Raw genomic sequence first — 15354 nt, 5'->3', positions numbered from 1 at the left:
CACAGCACCCGGCCATGTTGCCGCGCCGGGCCCGCTCGGACGACCCGCGCTCGGTGCACCGGGTGGTGCGGGCCGCTCTGCTACAGCCCGCGCCACAGCACCCGGCCGCGTTGCCGCACCAGGCCCACTCGGACGACCCGCCGCGCTCGATTCGCCGGATGGCGCGGGCAACTCCGCGGCAACCCGCGCCACAGCACCGGCCCGCGTTGCCGCACCAGGCACACGTGGTCGACCCGCCGCACTCGGTGCACCGGATGGCGCGGCCAACTCCGCGGCAACCCGCACCACAGCACCGGACCGCGTTGCCGCGCCGGGCACACGTGGTCGACCCGCCGCGCTCGATCCGCCGGATGGCGCGGCCAACTCCGCGGCAACCCGCACCACAGCACCGGCCCGCGTTGCCGCACCAGGCCCACTCGGACGACCCGCCGCGCTCGATCCGCCGGATGGCGCGGACAACTCCGCGGCAACCCGCACCACAGCACCGGCCCGCGTTGCCGCGCCGAGCCCGCCGGGGTGGCCAGCCGCGCTGAATCGCGCGGGGGTCGGCCGCAGGCCGCCGCTCGGTGCACCGGATGGCGCGGGCCACTCCGCAGGAGTCCGCGCGACGGCACCGGGCCGCGTTGCCGCGCCGAGCACACCTGGATGGGCCGCCGCGCTCCGTCCGCCGGGCGGCGCGGGCCGCGCTGCGGCCCGTGCGGCAGCAGCGAGCCACGTTGTCGCGCCGGATGGCAGGGACCGCTTCGAAGCGACCCTCGGGACCCACCCGAGCCGGGCGGCGGCACCGGGTGGTGCGGGCGGGCGCGAGGCGACCCGCGCGGCTCCGTCAGCCGGCCTCGAAGGTTCGTGTCTCCTCATGCCAGCGCTTCCGCGACCTCGTCCACCGTCAGCCATTGCTCCGGGGCCAGGATCTTCGCCACCTGGGGCGCGAACGCCGGGGAGGCGACGATCACCTCCTTCGTCGGGCCGTCCGCGACTATCTCGCCCTCGGCCATGACCACCACCCGGCTCGCCACCGTTGCCACGAACTCGACGTCGTGCGTGGCCAGCAGCACCGCTCGACCCTGCGAGGCCAGCTCTCGCAGGATCGCCGCGAAGCGTCGTTTTGCGTGGTAGTCCAGGCCGCGGGTGGGCTCGTCGAGGAGGACGACCGGGGGTGCCGCCGCCAGCTGGATCGCCAGGACCAGGGCCAGGCGCTGGCCCTCCGAGAGGTCGCCTGGGTGCGCTTCGCCGGCTATTCCCGGGGCCAGGCGGTCCAGCAGGGCACGTGCCGTCCCCGCCGGTACCTGCGATTCGGTGTCCGCCTGTGCGCACTCGGCTTCCACCGAATCGAGGTACAGCAGGTCCGCCGGTGTCTGCGGGACCAGCCCCACGCGCTGACGGGCCGCTCGTGGCTTGAGCGATGCCGGGTCCGCGCCGCCGACGTCGACCTTCCCCGCCGACCTCGGGCCGCTGCCCTGCACCGCCCAGAGAAGCGACGACTTGCCGGAGCCGTTGCGTCCCATCAGCGCGATCACTTCCCCCGGCCCGGCCCGCAGGTCCACCCCGCGCACCGCCGAGACATCTCCGTAGCGGACCACCACCCCTCTCACGTCCAGTGCTCGACCGGTCACCGAGAGACTAGAACCCACCACCGACAATTTCGGGATCGACGACAGGCGGGACCGCAGCGGACCCGCGACCCGCCGCGCGTCCCGGACCGACAACGGCAGCGGTGACCAGCCCGCGAGCCGGCCCAGCTCGGCGATCGGGGGTGCGATCGGCGACGTCGCCAGGATCTCCGCGGGCGTCCCCGACCGCACCGAGCCGTCGCCCGGCAGGTACAGCAGCCGGTCCGCGTACTGCGCGACGCGCTCCATCCGGTGCTCCGCCACGACCACCGTCGTCCCCAGGTCGTGCACCAGGCGGGTGATCGCCGCGAGAACGTCCTCGGCCGCGGTCGGGTCGAGGGCCGACGTCGGCTCGTCGAGCACCACCACGGACGGGTGGGCCGTCAGCACCGAGCCGATCGCCACCCGCTGCTGCTGGCCGCCGGAAAGTGTCCGGAGTGGACGGTTGCGCAGTTCCGCGATGCCCAGCAGGTCCAGCGTTTCCTCGACCCGCTTGCGCATGACGTCCGGCGGCACCGCCAGCTGCTCCATCGCGTACGCGAGCTCCTCCTCGACGGTGTCCGTCACGAACCCCGCCAGCGGGTCCTGCCCGACGACGCCGACGACCGAAGCCAGTTCACGCGGGGGGTGCGCGGACGTGTCCAGGCCGGCGACGACCACGCGCCCCGCCAGGCGGCCGCCGGTGAAGTGCGGGACGAGCCCGTTCAGCGCACCGAGCAACGTCGACTTCCCCGCCCCGGTCGGCCCCGCGACCAGGCACAACTCGCCTTCCTCGACCTCCAGCGAGACGTCCGAAAGCACCGGCCGCGAGGCGTCCGGGTAGGTCACCGTGACCCTCGAGAACTCGATCACCGGACGACCTCCGACAACGACGGCGGTGGCGGCGCGACGAACGCCGGCAGCACCGCGACCAGCACGGACAACGCGTGCACCCAGGAAACCTCCGGCCAGCGCAACGGGCTCAGCGACGGGAACAGCCGGCCCGGGTCGATCCGCGCGGTCGCGAACAGCAGCGCGCACGACCCGGCCCCGGCCACGACGACCAACGTCTCCGGCCAGCCCCACGGGTCCGGCCGGTACGCCGTCCGCCGCACGCGCCGGCCGCCGAGGACGAACCCCGCGACCGCCACCACCAGCCCCGCGGCCAGCAGCGGCACGCCGAGCCACGACGACGTCCCGTCGAGCACGCCGTAGACGCCGACGCACACGCCGGTCAGCCCGGCCAGGACGCAGGCCGCGATCAGCACCCGCATCCCGCCGCTCAGGTACGCCCGGCGCCCGTAGCCCCGGGAATCCATCGCGGCCGCCAGCCGCAGCGAGCGGTCCATCGCGTCCTCCAGCACCGGCACCACGATGCCCTTGACCGCCCGCAGCCCGCGAGTCCGGCCCGCTCGCAGCCGCCGCGCGCGCCGGACGCGTTGCACGCTCTCGACGAGCTGGGGCGCGACCGTCAGCGCCACCGTCACCGCCGTGCCGACCTCGTACAGCGCGCCCGGCACCGCCTTGAGCAGGCGTTTCGGGTTCGCCAGGGCGTTCGCCGCGCCGACGCAGACCACCATCGTCGCCAGCCGCAGGCCGTCGTAGAAGCCGCCGAGCAGTTCCTCGGCCGACGTCGGCCCGAGCAGGGACAACCCGGCGGCGAGCGGGATCCGCGGCAGCGAGAACAGCACGTGCCCGCCGTCTTCGCCGCCGACCAGGATCCGGAAGAGCACCCGCGAGGCGACGATCAACGCGCCGACGTACGCGTACAGCCGGAACGCCAGCGCCCAGGGCGCGTCACTCCGCCGGTTCGCGACCACGAACCCGGCGACGGCGATGATCAGGCCGAGCAGCAGCGGGTTCGTCGTGCGGCTGGCCGCGACGGCCAGTGCGAGCGCCCACGCCCACCAGGCGCCGGGGTGCAGCGCCCTACTGCGCACGCCGACGGCGGGCGACGACGATCCCGGCGCCGCCGACCACCACGATCACGACCGCGCCGATCACCAGGCCCCACGGGAACGAGCTGCCCTGCTCGGCGGGCGCGGGGGCGTTGGTGGCGGCCTGCCGCACCGGCGCCACCTTCGGCGGCGTCGGCAGGTCGTTCGCCGTCTTCGGCCGCGCGAACGCCCAGCCCTCGAACCCGCCGGCGACCGGCTTCGCGGTCTGCGCGCCCTCCTGGCTCGACGTCCAGCTGCCCCCGGCGGAAGCGTGCCAGTAGCTCCAGTACGCCGTCGCCGACGGCATCCCCGCGCACGACTCGACGTCGGGCCCGGGCTGCCCCGCGATCCGGCAGGCCACGGCCAGGCCGTACTTCTGCGAACCGGCGACCTCGACGCCGGCGTCCTGCAGGGCCGCGATGCCGTTCGCCGGCGTTCCGGGGGCGCAGCGGATCAGCGGCTGCGGGCCCAGGTCGCCGAAGTCGACGACCACCGTGACGCCGCCGCCTTCCGGGCAGGTCCCGGCCGTGCCCGCCGCCGACGCGGGCGCGGCGCCCACGAAGGCGGCGCCGAACAGGAGAGCGCAGACGACGGCGAAACGGGAGGCGATCATGCAGGCACTTTAGCCAGGACGGCACCCGCCGAAGGTGCGGTTCCGGCGCGACGAGCACCACACCTAGACTGCGGGCCGTGGGACAGCTCATCGCGGACGGACAGCTGCGCGTCGGCCTGATCGGTGCCGGCCCGTGGGCGAAAACGGTGCACGCGCCGGGCCTCGCGGATCACCCCGGCACGGCGCTGACCGCGGTCTGGGCCCGGCGGCCGGAGGCGGCGCAAGCGCTTGCGGAGACACACTGCGCGAACACCGCGGGCAGCGTCGAGGAGCTGTTCGAGCAGGTGGACGCGGTCGCGCTGGCCGTCCCGCCGTCGATCCAGGCCGAACTGGGCGTGCGCGCGGCCGAAGCCGGGAAGCACCTGATCCTCGAGAAGCCGATCGCCGCCGACCTCGAAGGCGCGCGACGGCTGGCCGACGCGGTCGCCGCCGCCGACGTGGCCGCGCTCGTCGTCCTGACGCTGCGGTACTCGGCGCAGACGCAGGAGTGGCTCGCCGGCCTCGCCCAGGCCGGCGGCTGGACGGGCGGTGGCGCGCGCTGGCTCTCCGGTGCCCTGCTCGGCGGCCAGTACGCGGCTTCGGAGTGGCGCCAGGACGACGGCGGCGCGCTGTTCGACATCGGCCCGCACGCGCTCGACCTCCTCGACGCCGCGCTCGGCCCGATCACCGGCGTCGTCGCCGCGCGGCGCAGCCCCGGCGACCTCTGGCACCTGATGCTGGCCCACGACGGCGGCGTTTTCAGCACCGCCACGCTCTCGTTGCGGCTCCCGGTGCAGCCGACCGTCGTCGAACTCGCCGTCTGGGGTCAGCACGGCTACCGGACGCTCGGGCGCAAACCGGGCTCGGCGCAGGAGTCCTACACCGCACTCCTGGACGACTTCGCGGCGATGATCGCCAGCGGTACGACGACCCACCCGTGCGACGTCCGGCGCGGCCTGCACCTGCAGACGCTGCTCGAACAGGCCCGGCAGCTCGCCGAGTAGTACACAGGCCCCTCTCGCGCGTTTCCGTTGTCCGACAACGGTTTCCGTCGGTGTCCCCCAGTTCTTCCACAGGGTTGTCCACAATCTCCACTGTGGACAGTGCGCCTCCTGACCGAACCACGGCGGGACAAACTCCGCCACCGGAAAGATCACCGAATAGTGCGGCTCGCTCGGACTGCCGAGTCGATCTTGCGATGCGAAGGTGATTTCGAGTGGAGGGGTTCCGAGAGAGGAGGCGCATGGAAGCCCTGCTTCGCGCCTTCTGGGGGATGATTCCGATTTCGGCGATCGCGCTGCCGTACGCGCTGCTCGGCTGGCCGCTGCTCGCGGCCCGGCGCCGCCGAAGACTCCCAGCCCGCTTCGCGACCGCGACAGCCGGCGTCGACTGCGCCGCGCTGCTCGTTGCCTTTCTGGTGTTCTGCCTGGTCATCATGCCGGTCGGCGGCTCTTCCGAGAGCACGCTCGACCTCGTACCCGGCTCCGACATCACCGCGGCTTTCGCCGACGGCGGGTCACTCTGGCAGGTGATCGGCAACGTCCTGCTGCTCTGCCCGCTCGGTGCCCTGCTACCGCTTCGGCTGCGCCGGCTGCGCACGCTCTTCCGCATCGCACTGGCCGCGCTGCTCGCGTCCCTACTGGTGGAAGGTACGCAATATCTGATCCACTCCGGTCGGGTCACCTCGGCCGACGACGTCTTGCTGAACACCGTCGGCGCGACGCTCGGCGCGGCCTTGAGCCGCCGCGGGTGGGGTGCGCTCGACCCGCCACCACCGGCGCCGGTGGCCATCCCGGCGCAACGGCGCCGGATCTGCGAGTCGCCCACGCTCCGGATGCGCGTGCCGCGTTCGGTGTGGGACACGCGCTACGCCGCGATCGCCCACCCGGAGCGCCGGTAAACCGGTTGCGGCCGGTGCGAAACTGGGGGCGAAGAGCCCTTCGAGTCGAGGAATGACCGCCTATGCCTGGCGCCGCGTTCGGCGTCGGCCCCCGCTAGGCCCGACGCCCGGCGATCTGCCCGCGTGCCCCGTTCGGCGGCCGCGGTTCCTCGGCGTGCTCTTCGAAAGGCTCGAATGTCTGCCATCCAGACCTATGTCCGCAAGACGGCACCGCACGGCCGTGAGACCGAGCGGGTCGGCCCGTTCCTGGCGACCTACTCGCCCGGTACGGCGCACCCGATGCTCAACTACGCGATCCCGGACGACGGCGCGAAGCCGGCCGCGGCCGAGATCGACGCGCTCACCAGCGCGTACCGGCGGCGGGACCTGCTCCCGCGGCTGGAGTACTTCACCGACGTCGCCCCCGACCTGGAGAAACTGCTGGTCGGGGCGGGGTACGCGCTCGAACGACGGGTGCCGCTGATGACCTGCGGCCCGGACGGGCGGGTCGACCGGCCCGTCCCGGCGGGGATCCGGCTGCGCGCGCCGGAGTCGGACGACGACTTCCGGCGGATGCGATCGGCGCAGAACACGGCGTTCGGCGACCCCGCGGAGATCGGCGACGACGAGGTCGAGCGGCTCAAGGCCGGCACCGGCGTGCGGCACCTCCTGGCGGAGGACGTCGCCACCGGAGCGGTCGTCGGCGGCGGCCTTGCGCTCGCGGTCGTCGACGGCACCACCGAGGTGGCCGGGATCGCCGTGCTCGAGCCGTACCGCGGGCGCGGGATCGCCGCGGCGCTCACCGCGCGGCTGACCGGGGAAGTCCACGAGGCCGGTGCCCACACGGCGTTCCTCACCCCCGGTGACCTGAAGATCGGGAACGTCTACGCCCGGGTCGGCTACCGGCCGGCCGGGGAGTGCGTGCACCTCTCCTTGGGTTAATCGTCGAAGCGGCCGGAGCGGCCTCGTTTCACGTCGCTCCGGCGCTTCTTCGACGCCAGGCGGCGCTCCTTGGAACCGCGGGACGGTTTCGTGGCGCGCCGCTTGGCCGGCGGCGGCGCCGACGCGTCGAGCAGCAGGTTCGCCAGCCGCCCGCGCGCCGCTTCGCGGTTCTGCAGCTGCGAGCGGTGCTCACTCGCCGCGATGGTCAGGACGCCGTCGACCAGCCGGGGGCCGAGCGCGGCCAGCACGCGGTCGCGCAGGTGCTCCGGGATCGACGGCGACGCGGCGACGTCGAACGACAGCTCGACGCGCGAGTCCGTCGTGTTGACGCCTTGCCCGCCGGGGCCCGACGAGCGCGAAAAGCGTTCGCTGAGCTCGGCTTCCGGGACGACGAACCGGGAGCCGACCACGACGTCCCCGGTCACCACCGTCAGAACCGCGGGTGGTCGCCCGAGAGCACCGCGCGCGGGCCGTCGACGTCGCCGGCCGGCTGCACGTCGCCCAGGATCCACGCCGGGACGTGCCGCGCGGTCAGCATGGCCAGCGCCCGGTCGACGTCCTCGGCACCGACGATCGCGACCATGCCGACGCCCATGTTGAACGTCTTCTCCAGCTCGGCCCGCTCGACCTTGCCGCGCTGCCCGATCAGGGCGAACACCGGCGCCGGCGTCCAGGTGCCGCGCTCGAGGCGGGCGACCAGGCCGCGCGGCATGACGCGGGCGAGGTTCGCCTCCAGGCCGCCGCCGGTGATGTGCGCGAACGTCCGGACCTCGGTCTCGGCGGCGAGCGCCAGGCAGTCCTTCGCGTAGATCCGCGTCGGCTCCAGCATCTCCTCGCCGAGGGTGCGGCCGAACTCCTCGACGTGCCCGTCGAGCGGCATCCGGGCGATGTCCAGCAGCACGTGGCGGGCCAAGGAGTACCCGTTCGAGTGCAATCCGGACGAGCCGAGGGCCAGAACGACGTCACCCGGACGGACCTTTTCCGGCGAAAGCAGTTGCGAAGCCTCGACGACGCCGACGCCGGTGGCCGACATGTCGTAGTCGTGCTCGCCCATCAGGCCCGGGTGCTCCGCGGTTTCGCCGCCGAGCAGGGCGCAGCCGGCCTGCACGCAGCCTTCGGCGATGCCGCCGACCAGCGCGGCGATCTTCTCCGGGTGCACCTTGCCGACGGCGATGTAGTCCTGCAGGAACAGCGGCTCGGCACCGGTCACGACCAGGTCGTCGACCACCATGGCGACCAGGTCGATGCCGACCGTGTCGTGCTTGTCGAGCGCCTGCGCGACCGCGATCTTGGTGCCGACGCCGTCGGTCGAGGACGCGAGCACCGGCTCCTTCCACTTGTCGAGCTTCAGGGAGAAGAGCCCGGCGAAGCCGCCGACACCGCCCATGACCTCGGGCCGCGTGGCCCGTTCGGCGTGCGGCTTGAGCAGCTCGACGGCTTGGTCACCGGCATCGATGCTGACACCGGCGGCGGCGTACGTGGCGCTCGTGGACTCGCTCACGGTGGAAGGACTCCCTACTGGAAGGAACTGCTAGGGACGCCGGACGGCGTCTTCGGCACCGTACCCGGCGGGGCTGACCGGGGTCGCCGCGCCATTGACCGAGTCGAGGCTTTCGAGCAGGTGCTTCCCGATCAGCGCGTCCTCCGGGAGCGCGATCGGGTACTCGCCGGAGAAGCACGCCGTGCACAGCCGCGACTTCGGCTGTTCCGTCGCCGCGACCAGGCCGTCCAGGGAAATGTAGCCCAGGGAGTCGGCGCCGATCGAGCGCCGGATGCCGTCGGTGTCGACGCCGTTCGCGACCAGTTCGGCCCGCGACGCGAAGTCGATGCCGTAGAAGCACGGCCAGCGCACGGGCGGTGACGCGATCCGGACGTGCACCTCGAGCGCGCCGGCCTCCCGCAGCATCCGGACGAGCGCGCGCTGGGTGTTGCCGCGGACGATCGAGTCGTCCACGACGACCAGGCGCTTGCCGCGGATGACGTCGCGCAGCGGGTTCAGCTTGAGGCGGATGCCCAGCTGGCGGATGGTCTGCGACGGCTGGATGAACGTGCGCCCGACGTAGGCGTTCTTCACCAGGCCGGTGCCGTAGGGGATGCCGGAACCCTGCGCGTAACCGATCGCGGCCGGCGTACCCGACTCCGGCACCGGCATCACGAGGTCGGCCTCGACCGGCTGCTCACCGGCGAGCCGCCGCCCGATCTCGACGCGGGTGGCGTGCACGCCGCGGCCGGCGATCGTGGTGTCGGGGCGCGCGAGGTAGACGTACTCGAAGACGCAGCCCTTGGGGTCGGGGTTCGCGAACCGGGAGGACCGCAGGCCCGCGGCGTCGATCGCGATGAGCTCGCCGGGCTCGACCTCGCGGACGAAGGACGCGCCGACGATGTCGAGGCCCGCCGTCTCGCTGGAGACGACCCAGCCGCGTTCGAGCCGGCCGAGCACCAGCGGGTGCACGCCGTGCGGGTCGCGGGCCGCGTAAAGGGTGTTCTCATCGGCGAACACCAGGCAGAACGCGCCCTTGAGCGTGGGCAGCAGTTCCATCGCCGCGGCCTCGATGCCCTTGTCGGCGGCGTTCGCCGCGAGCAGGCCGCAGACGAGGTCGGAGTCGCTCGACGAGCCGGTCAGCCCCGCGTGCGGCTTGAGCCCGGCGGCGATGGTGCGTTCGCGCAGTTCGGCGGTGTTGACGAGGTTGCCGTTGTGCGCGAAGGAGAGGCCGCTGCCGGTGTCGGTGGTGCGGAAGATCGGCTGCGCGTTCTCCCAGATGGTCGCGCCGGTGGTCGAGTACCGGCAGTGCCCGACGGCGATGTGGCCCTGCAGCGACTGCAGGATCTGCTCGTCGAACACCTGGCTGACCAGGCCGAGGTCCTTGAAGACCACGATCTGCGAGCCGTCGGACACGGAAATACCGGCGGCCTCCTGGCCCCGGTGCTGCAGGGCGTAGAGGCCGTAGTAGGTCAGCTTCGCGACTTCTTCCCCAGGAGCCCAGACGCCGAAGACGCCACACTCCTCACGGGGTTCCGGTTCGGGCTGGTCGGGCACGAGCTGCGGGTCGGAAACCACCGAGTAGCTCCAGGGAAGACGTGGTCAGGCCGGTTTCAGTGTAGACGGTGCGAACATGAGTCAGGCCCCGCCCGGAGTGGTTCTGACCACTTCGGACGGGGCCCGCAAGCTTGGGGTTCTTCAGCACGCATCCGGCAACGCGAGGATCTCGGAGAGCACCTGTGCGCCTTCGCCGCGGCGGCGCCAAAGCCACCGCTCCGGCTCGAAGATGTTGTCTTCGGTGCCGGGCATCCGGGTTGCCACCACGTCGTCCTCGGCGTTGAGCCGGACCACGTCCACCACGTCGTCGTGCACCCGCACGCCGACGACGGCGAGGACCTCGCCACGCTCGTCGGCGGGGTGGACGAACTGGTAACCGCGAGCCACCAGCTCCTGCAGTCCGGTCTCGATGTCGAAGACGGAGGCGACGGCCTCAGCCGAGGACATCGTCGAACTCACCGTCCTTGGCGCCGGCCAGGAAGGCCGCCATCTCCGCGCGCGTGTAGACGAGCGCCGGGCCGGTCGGGAAGCGCGAGTTGCGCATGGCGATCTCGCCGCTGGACAGCGGCGCCACCTCGACACAGTTGCCGTAAGCGCCGCTGTAACTGGCCTTGCGCCACTGCGCACCGGTCAGCAAGGTCGCCGGGATACCGTTTTCGAATCGCTCAGCCACGTTCCCACCTCTCGAAGCGGAATATGCCCCGGGCGCCGCGTCTGCATGTGCATTTGCCCGCGTGTCGAAGGCTAGCACGTGTGCCTGCAATGGTAAATGCACGTGCAGAAGTTCTTGCAAAGTTTTCGGACGGTAAAGAAGCGCTGGGGATGGGTTCACCTATCGGGTGATCGGTAGGTACTCTTTCGGGTTAACCACTACGAGTGGTTACCGGTGAGAGGGACGGGAATCGGCGGGCGGCTTCGAAGAGTGACGGTGGCGGGCGGCGGATGGGACGTGCGCCGTCGAGGTGGCGCACTCACCTGGCCGCCCGCGCGCGAGATGTCATGAACGGGTCGTTCATGACGTCTGGCGAGGTGAACGGGTCTTTCACTTGCACGGCCCCGGCAGCGGTTTGCAGCTCCGGCCGGGCGCGCCGCGGCGACTTCGCCGGGCCCCGGGCGGCGGAGACGGCGGGGCCGGACGTCATGAACGAGTCGTTCACCGCGCTGGACGTCATAAACGAGTCGTTCATGACGTGGGCAGGCACAGGTGAGGCGCGCCTTCCCGGGCGTCGCGAATGAGTCATTCGGGACAACAGAGGTCGCGAATGACTCATTCGCGACTGAGGGTGCGCAGCAGCGTCAGATCTCCGCGCGGCGCTTGGCCAGCAGGGCCCGGCTTCGCTCCGGGGTCTCCGAATCGACCGCGAGCATGTCGAGCGCGCGGCTGTACTTTTCGATCTCTTCGCGCTTCTCGATGTAGTGCGCGCCGGTCATGTACTCGACGTACGCGATGTTCGGCAGTTCCGGCTCGCCGAACCGCAGCAGGGAAAACGCGTGTTCCGCGGACAGGCCGCTGCGCGTGTACGGCAGGACCTGGACCGATACGTGCGGCAGTGCGCTCATCTCGAGCAGGAATTCGATCTGCTGCTTGAGGACCTTCACGCCGCCGATCGGCCGGTGCAGGACCGACTCGTCGAGGACCATCCATACGCGGGGCGCGTCCGGCCTGCTGAACATCTTCTGGCGCCGCATCCGCAGCGCGACCAGCTGGTCGACGCGCTCGCCGGCCATCTCCGACCGGCCGTGGCTGAAGATCGCTCGCGCGTACGGCTCGATCTGGAGCAGGCCCGACACGTAGATCGGCTCCCAGATCTGGATTCGCGCGGCGGCTTCTTCGAGGCCGACGAGGTCGGTGAACCAGTTCGGCATCGTGTCGCCGAAGCGGCGCCACCAGCCCGGCTCGTTCGACTGCTTGACCATGTCGAGGAACGTCTGGCGTTCCGTCGAGTCCTCGACGCCGTACATCGTCAGCAGGTCGGTGACGTCGCGTTCCTTGAAACCGACCCGGCCGAGTTCCAGCCGGCTGATCTTCGATTCGGACCCGCGGATGTTGTACCCGGCCTGCTGCCGGGTGATGCCGGCCTCTTCACGGAGCCGCCGCAGCTGGGAGCCCAGGATCATGCGGCGCGCCGTGGGGCCGATGTTCTGTTCTCCTGCGGACGCGTTCACCGCGTTCATTCCCGGACCTTCCGCGCTCACGTCACCAGGGGGTTCTAGCCCGACTACCGAAAGTACACGTTAACCCGTCCTGCGCAAAGAGGTGACCCGGTTTACCCCATGCGCGCGTCGGCCTACTCTACGTAGAGTACGAGACTTTCGACACAGAACTTGCGAGGTTCAAGATGCCCGACGCCGCGACCCGGACCGAACGAGTTCCCGTGGGGGTCGACCCGACCCGAGCGAGCATCGCGCGCGTGTACGACGCCTTCCTGCTCGGGAAGGACAACTACGAGATCGACCGGGAGGTCCTCGGCCAGGTGCAGAAGGCCGCCCCGGAAGCTCAGGACCTGGCGTTCGAGAACCGCGGCTTCCTCATCCGCGCCTGCCGCTTCCTCGCGAGCCAGACCGGCATCACCCAGTTCCTGGACCTCGGATCCGGCCTGCCGACCGCGGAGAACACCCACCAGGTCGTCCAGCGGATCAACCCGGAGACCAAGGTCGTCTACGTCGACAACGACCCCGTGGTCCTCGCCCACGGCCGCGCGTTGCTCGAAGAGAACGAGCACACCCACTTCGTCGCCGAAGACATCTTCGAGCCGGAGCGGATCCTCGAGAACGAGGTCGTCCGCGAGCACATCGACTTCAGCCAGCCGCTCGTGCTGCTGCAGATGGGCACCCTGCACCACTTCAAGGGCGACAAGGACCGGCCGAAGGCGATCATGAAGGAGTACGTCGACGCGCTGCCGTCCGGCTCCTTCGTGGGACTCAGCCACTTCTTCGACCCGCAGAACGAAGACTCCGAGACCGCGCGCCGCATGGAAGACTTCTTCGTGCACAGCCCGATGGGTTCCGGCACCTTCCGGACGCAGCAGGAGATCGAAGAGCTGTTCCCGGGGCTCGAAATGGTCAAGCCCGGCGTGACGCTGTGCGCCGACTGGTGGCCGGACGGCCCGCGGCTCAAGGAGCTCAACGTCGCGCAGCGGACGATCGCCGGCGGCGTCGGCCGCAAGCTCTGAACGCCCCGTCCGTCAGAGGCGGACGAGGGGGAGCCAGTGGGAAAGGTCGGCCCGGGTGCCCGATGCGGACACCCGGCCGTCCGCCACCGCAGTGGTCCAGTCCAGTACCCCGGTGGCCAGTTCGAGCCACGTGCGCGGGTCCGTCTCGATCACGTTCGGCGGCGTGCCGCGGGTGTGCCGCGGCCCTTCCACGCACTGCACCGCCGCGAACGGCGGCACGCGGACTTCGACCGTGCGGCCCGGCGCGTCGGCCGCCAGCGCGCGCAGGCTGAGCCGCACCGCCGCCGCGAGCTCGGGCCGCGCCGGGTCCGGCGCATCGCCCTGCAGCCAAGGGAAAACCGCCACCACCGCCGCACGTAACTGTCCGGGGTCGACCGAACGCGAAGAGGCCATGGGCAAACAGTAGAGTGGCGCACCAAGAGTTTTCAGAGACACCCGAGAACGTGGGGATGAGATGGCGCAGCGGGACGAGGCGGATCGGATGGTTTCGCAGCAGCCCACCGGAAGCGGGCCCGATCGCCCCGGCAAGCACAGCCGCGCGGCGCGGCGCAGCGGCCAGCAGGCCCGGCGTTCCGGGAAGCACGGCACGCCCGAGATCACCGCGGAGATGCGGGCGAACGCCCGCGCCAACCCCGACAGCTGGCTCTACGTCATCGACGAAGCCTTCGACCCCAACGGGCCGGTCCCGTCGTGGGCGGTCGTCGGGGCCTACCCGGTGAACGGCGTCGGCGACGTGGTCGCGGACTTCCACCCCAACGACCGCTACCGGCCTTCGCCGAAGGCGCTGGGTTTCCCGGAGCCGTCGAACGACCTCGAGCAGCTGCTGCAGCTCGTCCGCACCGAGCACCGGCCGCCGTCGGACCTGCCGAAGGTCGTCCTCGACTCGACGCTGTTCGTCTACGCGATGTCGCCGGTGCAGCGCACGGTCATCGGGTTCCACAACACCGACGGCCGCGTGATGGTGCCGGCGTACACCCGCAAGGCGCTGGTGCCGGGCGAGTGGCCGCACGCCCGCGCCGTGCTCGGCCGCGACATCGTCAGCCTGCTCGGCGGTCACCCGGTCGCGATCAACCCGCACGACCTGATCACCGCCGTCGTGCCGGCCGAACACCTCCTGAAGGCGATCGCCGACGAACAGCGCTGACCTGCGGGTTTAACCCCATCGAGTGACCACCCGAGTCGCCAGATCGGCGACTCGGGTGCATCGTGAGGCTGGATGAGACTCACGAGATCGGTGGGGAGCATGAGGGTGCTGCGTCGTTCACCGGAAGTTCGCTCCCTGCTACCCCTCGCCGTCGCGATCCTGCTCCTCGCGGGCCAGACGCCGGCGACGGCCCAGGACGGCTACGCCGGAGCCGAGGAGCACTACGCGGGTTCGCAGATCGCCAAGGTCGAAGGCGTCGGTGCGGTACCCGGCGTGCTCTACGGATCCGACGACCAGCAGCTCGGCCATGACGTCAGCGGGCACCAGGGCCCGGTCGACTGGCGGGGCGCGGCGAGCTCCGGCGCCAAGTTCGTCTACGTCAAGGCGACCGAGGGCACCGGCTTCGTCAACCCGCAGTTCGCCCAGCAGTACACCGGCTCGTACGACGCCGGCCTGATCCGCGGCGCCTACCACTTCGCGCGGCCGGACATCTCCGACGGCGCGTCGCAAGCGCGGTACTTCCTCGCCCACGGCGGCGGCTGGTCGGCCGACGGCCGGACCCTGCCCGGTGCGCTCGACGCGGAGTACAACCCGTACGGCGAAACCTGCTACGGCAAGGACGCCGCCGGGATGGTCCGCTGGATCAGCGACTTCTCCGAGACCTACCGCGCGGCGACCGGCCGCTACCCGACGATCTACACGTCGACGAGCTGGTGGAAGCGCTGCACCGCGAACAACGGCGGGTTCGGCGACAACCCGCTCTGGATCGCCCGCTACAACACCTACATCGGCGAGCTGCCCGCCGGCTGGGGCGTCCACACGATCTGGCAGTTCGCCGACCGCGGCACGCTACCCGGCGACCAGAACTGGTTCAACGGCTCGGCCGACCGGCTGCGCGCGCTCGCACTGGGCTGAACGGCGCAACACCCACGGTAATAGGTGTTAACCAGTCACCAATTGAAGATCGACTCCCCGAGAAAATCACCCACGCGTATACCCAATTTCACGGAACTGAGTGACAAACCGCCATCTCGTCCTCAACAATCGTGCCCGGGCGGCTA

Annotated in this window: 16 protein-coding genes; 6 read left to right on the top strand and 10 right to left on the bottom strand. The window is 71.3% G+C overall.

Annotation, left to right across the window (positions count from 1 at the left end; all coding sequences use genetic code 11):
* Nucleotides 1–854: 854 nt before the first annotated feature.
* From ACLJQM_RS05405 to ACLJQM_RS05395, 3 genes are read right to left on the bottom strand one after another with little or no spacing between them, the layout of a single operon-like run.
* Nucleotides 855–2462: an ABC transporter ATP-binding protein gene (locus ACLJQM_RS05405; protein WP_247016914.1), complete on the bottom strand. Its 1608-nt coding sequence runs from the start codon at nucleotides 2460–2462 to the stop codon at nucleotides 855–857.
* Nucleotides 2459–3529, bottom strand: coding sequence for a CbiQ family ECF transporter T component (locus ACLJQM_RS05400; protein ID WP_410630338.1), 1071 nt, complete (start codon nucleotides 3527–3529; stop codon nucleotides 2459–2461). Before ACLJQM_RS05400 ends, ACLJQM_RS05405 begins: the two co-directional genes overlap by 4 nt.
* Nucleotides 3519–4139 carry a hypothetical protein gene (locus ACLJQM_RS05395; protein ID WP_410630337.1) on the bottom strand — a complete coding sequence of 207 codons (621 nt, stop codon included), beginning with the start codon at nucleotides 4137–4139 and terminating at the stop codon, nucleotides 3519–3521. The genes ACLJQM_RS05400 and ACLJQM_RS05395 overlap by 11 nt, the downstream gene beginning before the upstream one ends.
* 77 nt (nucleotides 4140–4216) lie before the next feature.
* Between ACLJQM_RS05395 and ACLJQM_RS05390 the strand changes: the two genes are divergently transcribed.
* From ACLJQM_RS05390 to ACLJQM_RS05380, 3 genes are all read left to right on the top strand, one after another.
* Nucleotides 4217–5122: a Gfo/Idh/MocA family protein gene (locus ACLJQM_RS05390; RefSeq protein ID WP_410630336.1), complete on the top strand. Its 906-nt coding sequence runs from the start codon at nucleotides 4217–4219 to the stop codon at nucleotides 5120–5122.
* Nucleotides 5123–5361: 239 nt separating this feature from the next.
* Nucleotides 5362–6018, top strand: a complete 657-nt coding sequence (locus ACLJQM_RS05385) for a VanZ family protein (protein WP_410630335.1) — start codon at nucleotides 5362–5364, stop codon at nucleotides 6016–6018.
* A gap of 174 nt (nucleotides 6019–6192) precedes the next feature.
* The gene (locus tag ACLJQM_RS05380) at nucleotides 6193–6939 is read left to right on the top strand and encodes a GNAT family N-acetyltransferase (protein ID WP_410630334.1); all 747 of its coding nucleotides are present in this window, start codon (nucleotides 6193–6195) and stop codon (nucleotides 6937–6939) included.
* On the opposite strand, the gene arfB is transcribed toward ACLJQM_RS05380, so the two are convergent.
* From arfB to ACLJQM_RS05350, 6 genes are all read right to left on the bottom strand, one after another.
* Complete coding sequence (arfB, locus tag ACLJQM_RS05375) at nucleotides 6936–7364, bottom strand: alternative ribosome rescue aminoacyl-tRNA hydrolase ArfB (RefSeq protein WP_410630795.1); 429 nt, start codon at nucleotides 7362–7364, stop codon at nucleotides 6936–6938. The two genes, ACLJQM_RS05380 and arfB, sit on opposite strands and share 4 nt — an antisense overlap.
* Before the next feature lie 5 nt (nucleotides 7365–7369).
* The gene (gene purM / locus ACLJQM_RS05370; RefSeq protein ID WP_247016901.1) at nucleotides 7370–8440 is read right to left on the bottom strand and encodes a phosphoribosylformylglycinamidine cyclo-ligase; all 1071 of its coding nucleotides are present in this window, start codon (nucleotides 8438–8440) and stop codon (nucleotides 7370–7372) included.
* Between the two features lie 30 nt (nucleotides 8441–8470).
* Nucleotides 8471–9997, bottom strand: a complete 1527-nt coding sequence (purF, locus tag ACLJQM_RS05365; protein WP_247016899.1) for an amidophosphoribosyltransferase — start codon at nucleotides 9995–9997, stop codon at nucleotides 8471–8473.
* Nucleotides 9998–10117: 120 nt separating this feature from the next.
* Nucleotides 10118–10423 (bottom strand): hypothetical protein, encoded by a 306-nt coding sequence (locus ACLJQM_RS05360; protein ID WP_247016896.1) that lies wholly within the window; start codon nucleotides 10421–10423, stop codon nucleotides 10118–10120.
* Nucleotides 10410–10649, bottom strand: a complete 240-nt coding sequence (locus ACLJQM_RS05355) for a DUF397 domain-containing protein (protein ID WP_247016894.1) — start codon at nucleotides 10647–10649, stop codon at nucleotides 10410–10412. Before ACLJQM_RS05355 ends, ACLJQM_RS05360 begins: the two co-directional genes overlap by 14 nt.
* A 623-nt stretch (nucleotides 10650–11272) precedes the next feature.
* Complete coding sequence (locus tag ACLJQM_RS05350) at nucleotides 11273–12151, bottom strand: helix-turn-helix domain-containing protein (RefSeq protein WP_410630333.1); 879 nt, start codon at nucleotides 12149–12151, stop codon at nucleotides 11273–11275.
* A 200-nt stretch (nucleotides 12152–12351) separates the two neighbouring features.
* On the opposite strand from ACLJQM_RS05350, the gene ACLJQM_RS05345 reads away from it, so the two are divergent.
* Nucleotides 12352–13149: an SAM-dependent methyltransferase gene (locus ACLJQM_RS05345; protein ID WP_247016891.1), complete on the top strand. Its 798-nt coding sequence runs from the start codon at nucleotides 12352–12354 to the stop codon at nucleotides 13147–13149.
* Nucleotides 13150–13161: 12 nt separating this feature from the next.
* On the opposite strand, the gene ACLJQM_RS05340 is transcribed toward ACLJQM_RS05345, so the two are convergent.
* Entirely contained in the window at nucleotides 13162–13542 is a 381-nt protein-coding gene (locus ACLJQM_RS05340; RefSeq protein ID WP_360779464.1) for a sterol carrier family protein, read from the bottom strand.
* A 61-nt stretch (nucleotides 13543–13603) separates the two neighbouring features.
* On the opposite strand from ACLJQM_RS05340, the gene ACLJQM_RS05335 reads away from it, so the two are divergent.
* Nucleotides 13604–14293, top strand: coding sequence for a type VII secretion system-associated protein (locus ACLJQM_RS05335; protein WP_247016887.1), 690 nt, complete (start codon nucleotides 13604–13606; stop codon nucleotides 14291–14293).
* Nucleotides 14294–14392: 99 nt separating this feature from the next.
* Nucleotides 14393–15208, top strand: a complete 816-nt coding sequence (locus tag ACLJQM_RS05330) for a lysozyme (RefSeq protein WP_247016885.1) — start codon at nucleotides 14393–14395, stop codon at nucleotides 15206–15208.
* Nucleotides 15209–15354 lie beyond the last annotated feature (146 nt).

This window comes from Amycolatopsis sp. cmx-4-83, from assembly GCF_046548815.1.
Classification (GTDB): domain Bacteria; phylum Actinomycetota; class Actinomycetes; order Mycobacteriales; family Pseudonocardiaceae; genus Amycolatopsis; species Amycolatopsis pretoriensis_A.
Note: the sequence above shows the minus strand (reverse complement) of the source record. Positions and strands in the feature narration are given on the sequence as shown.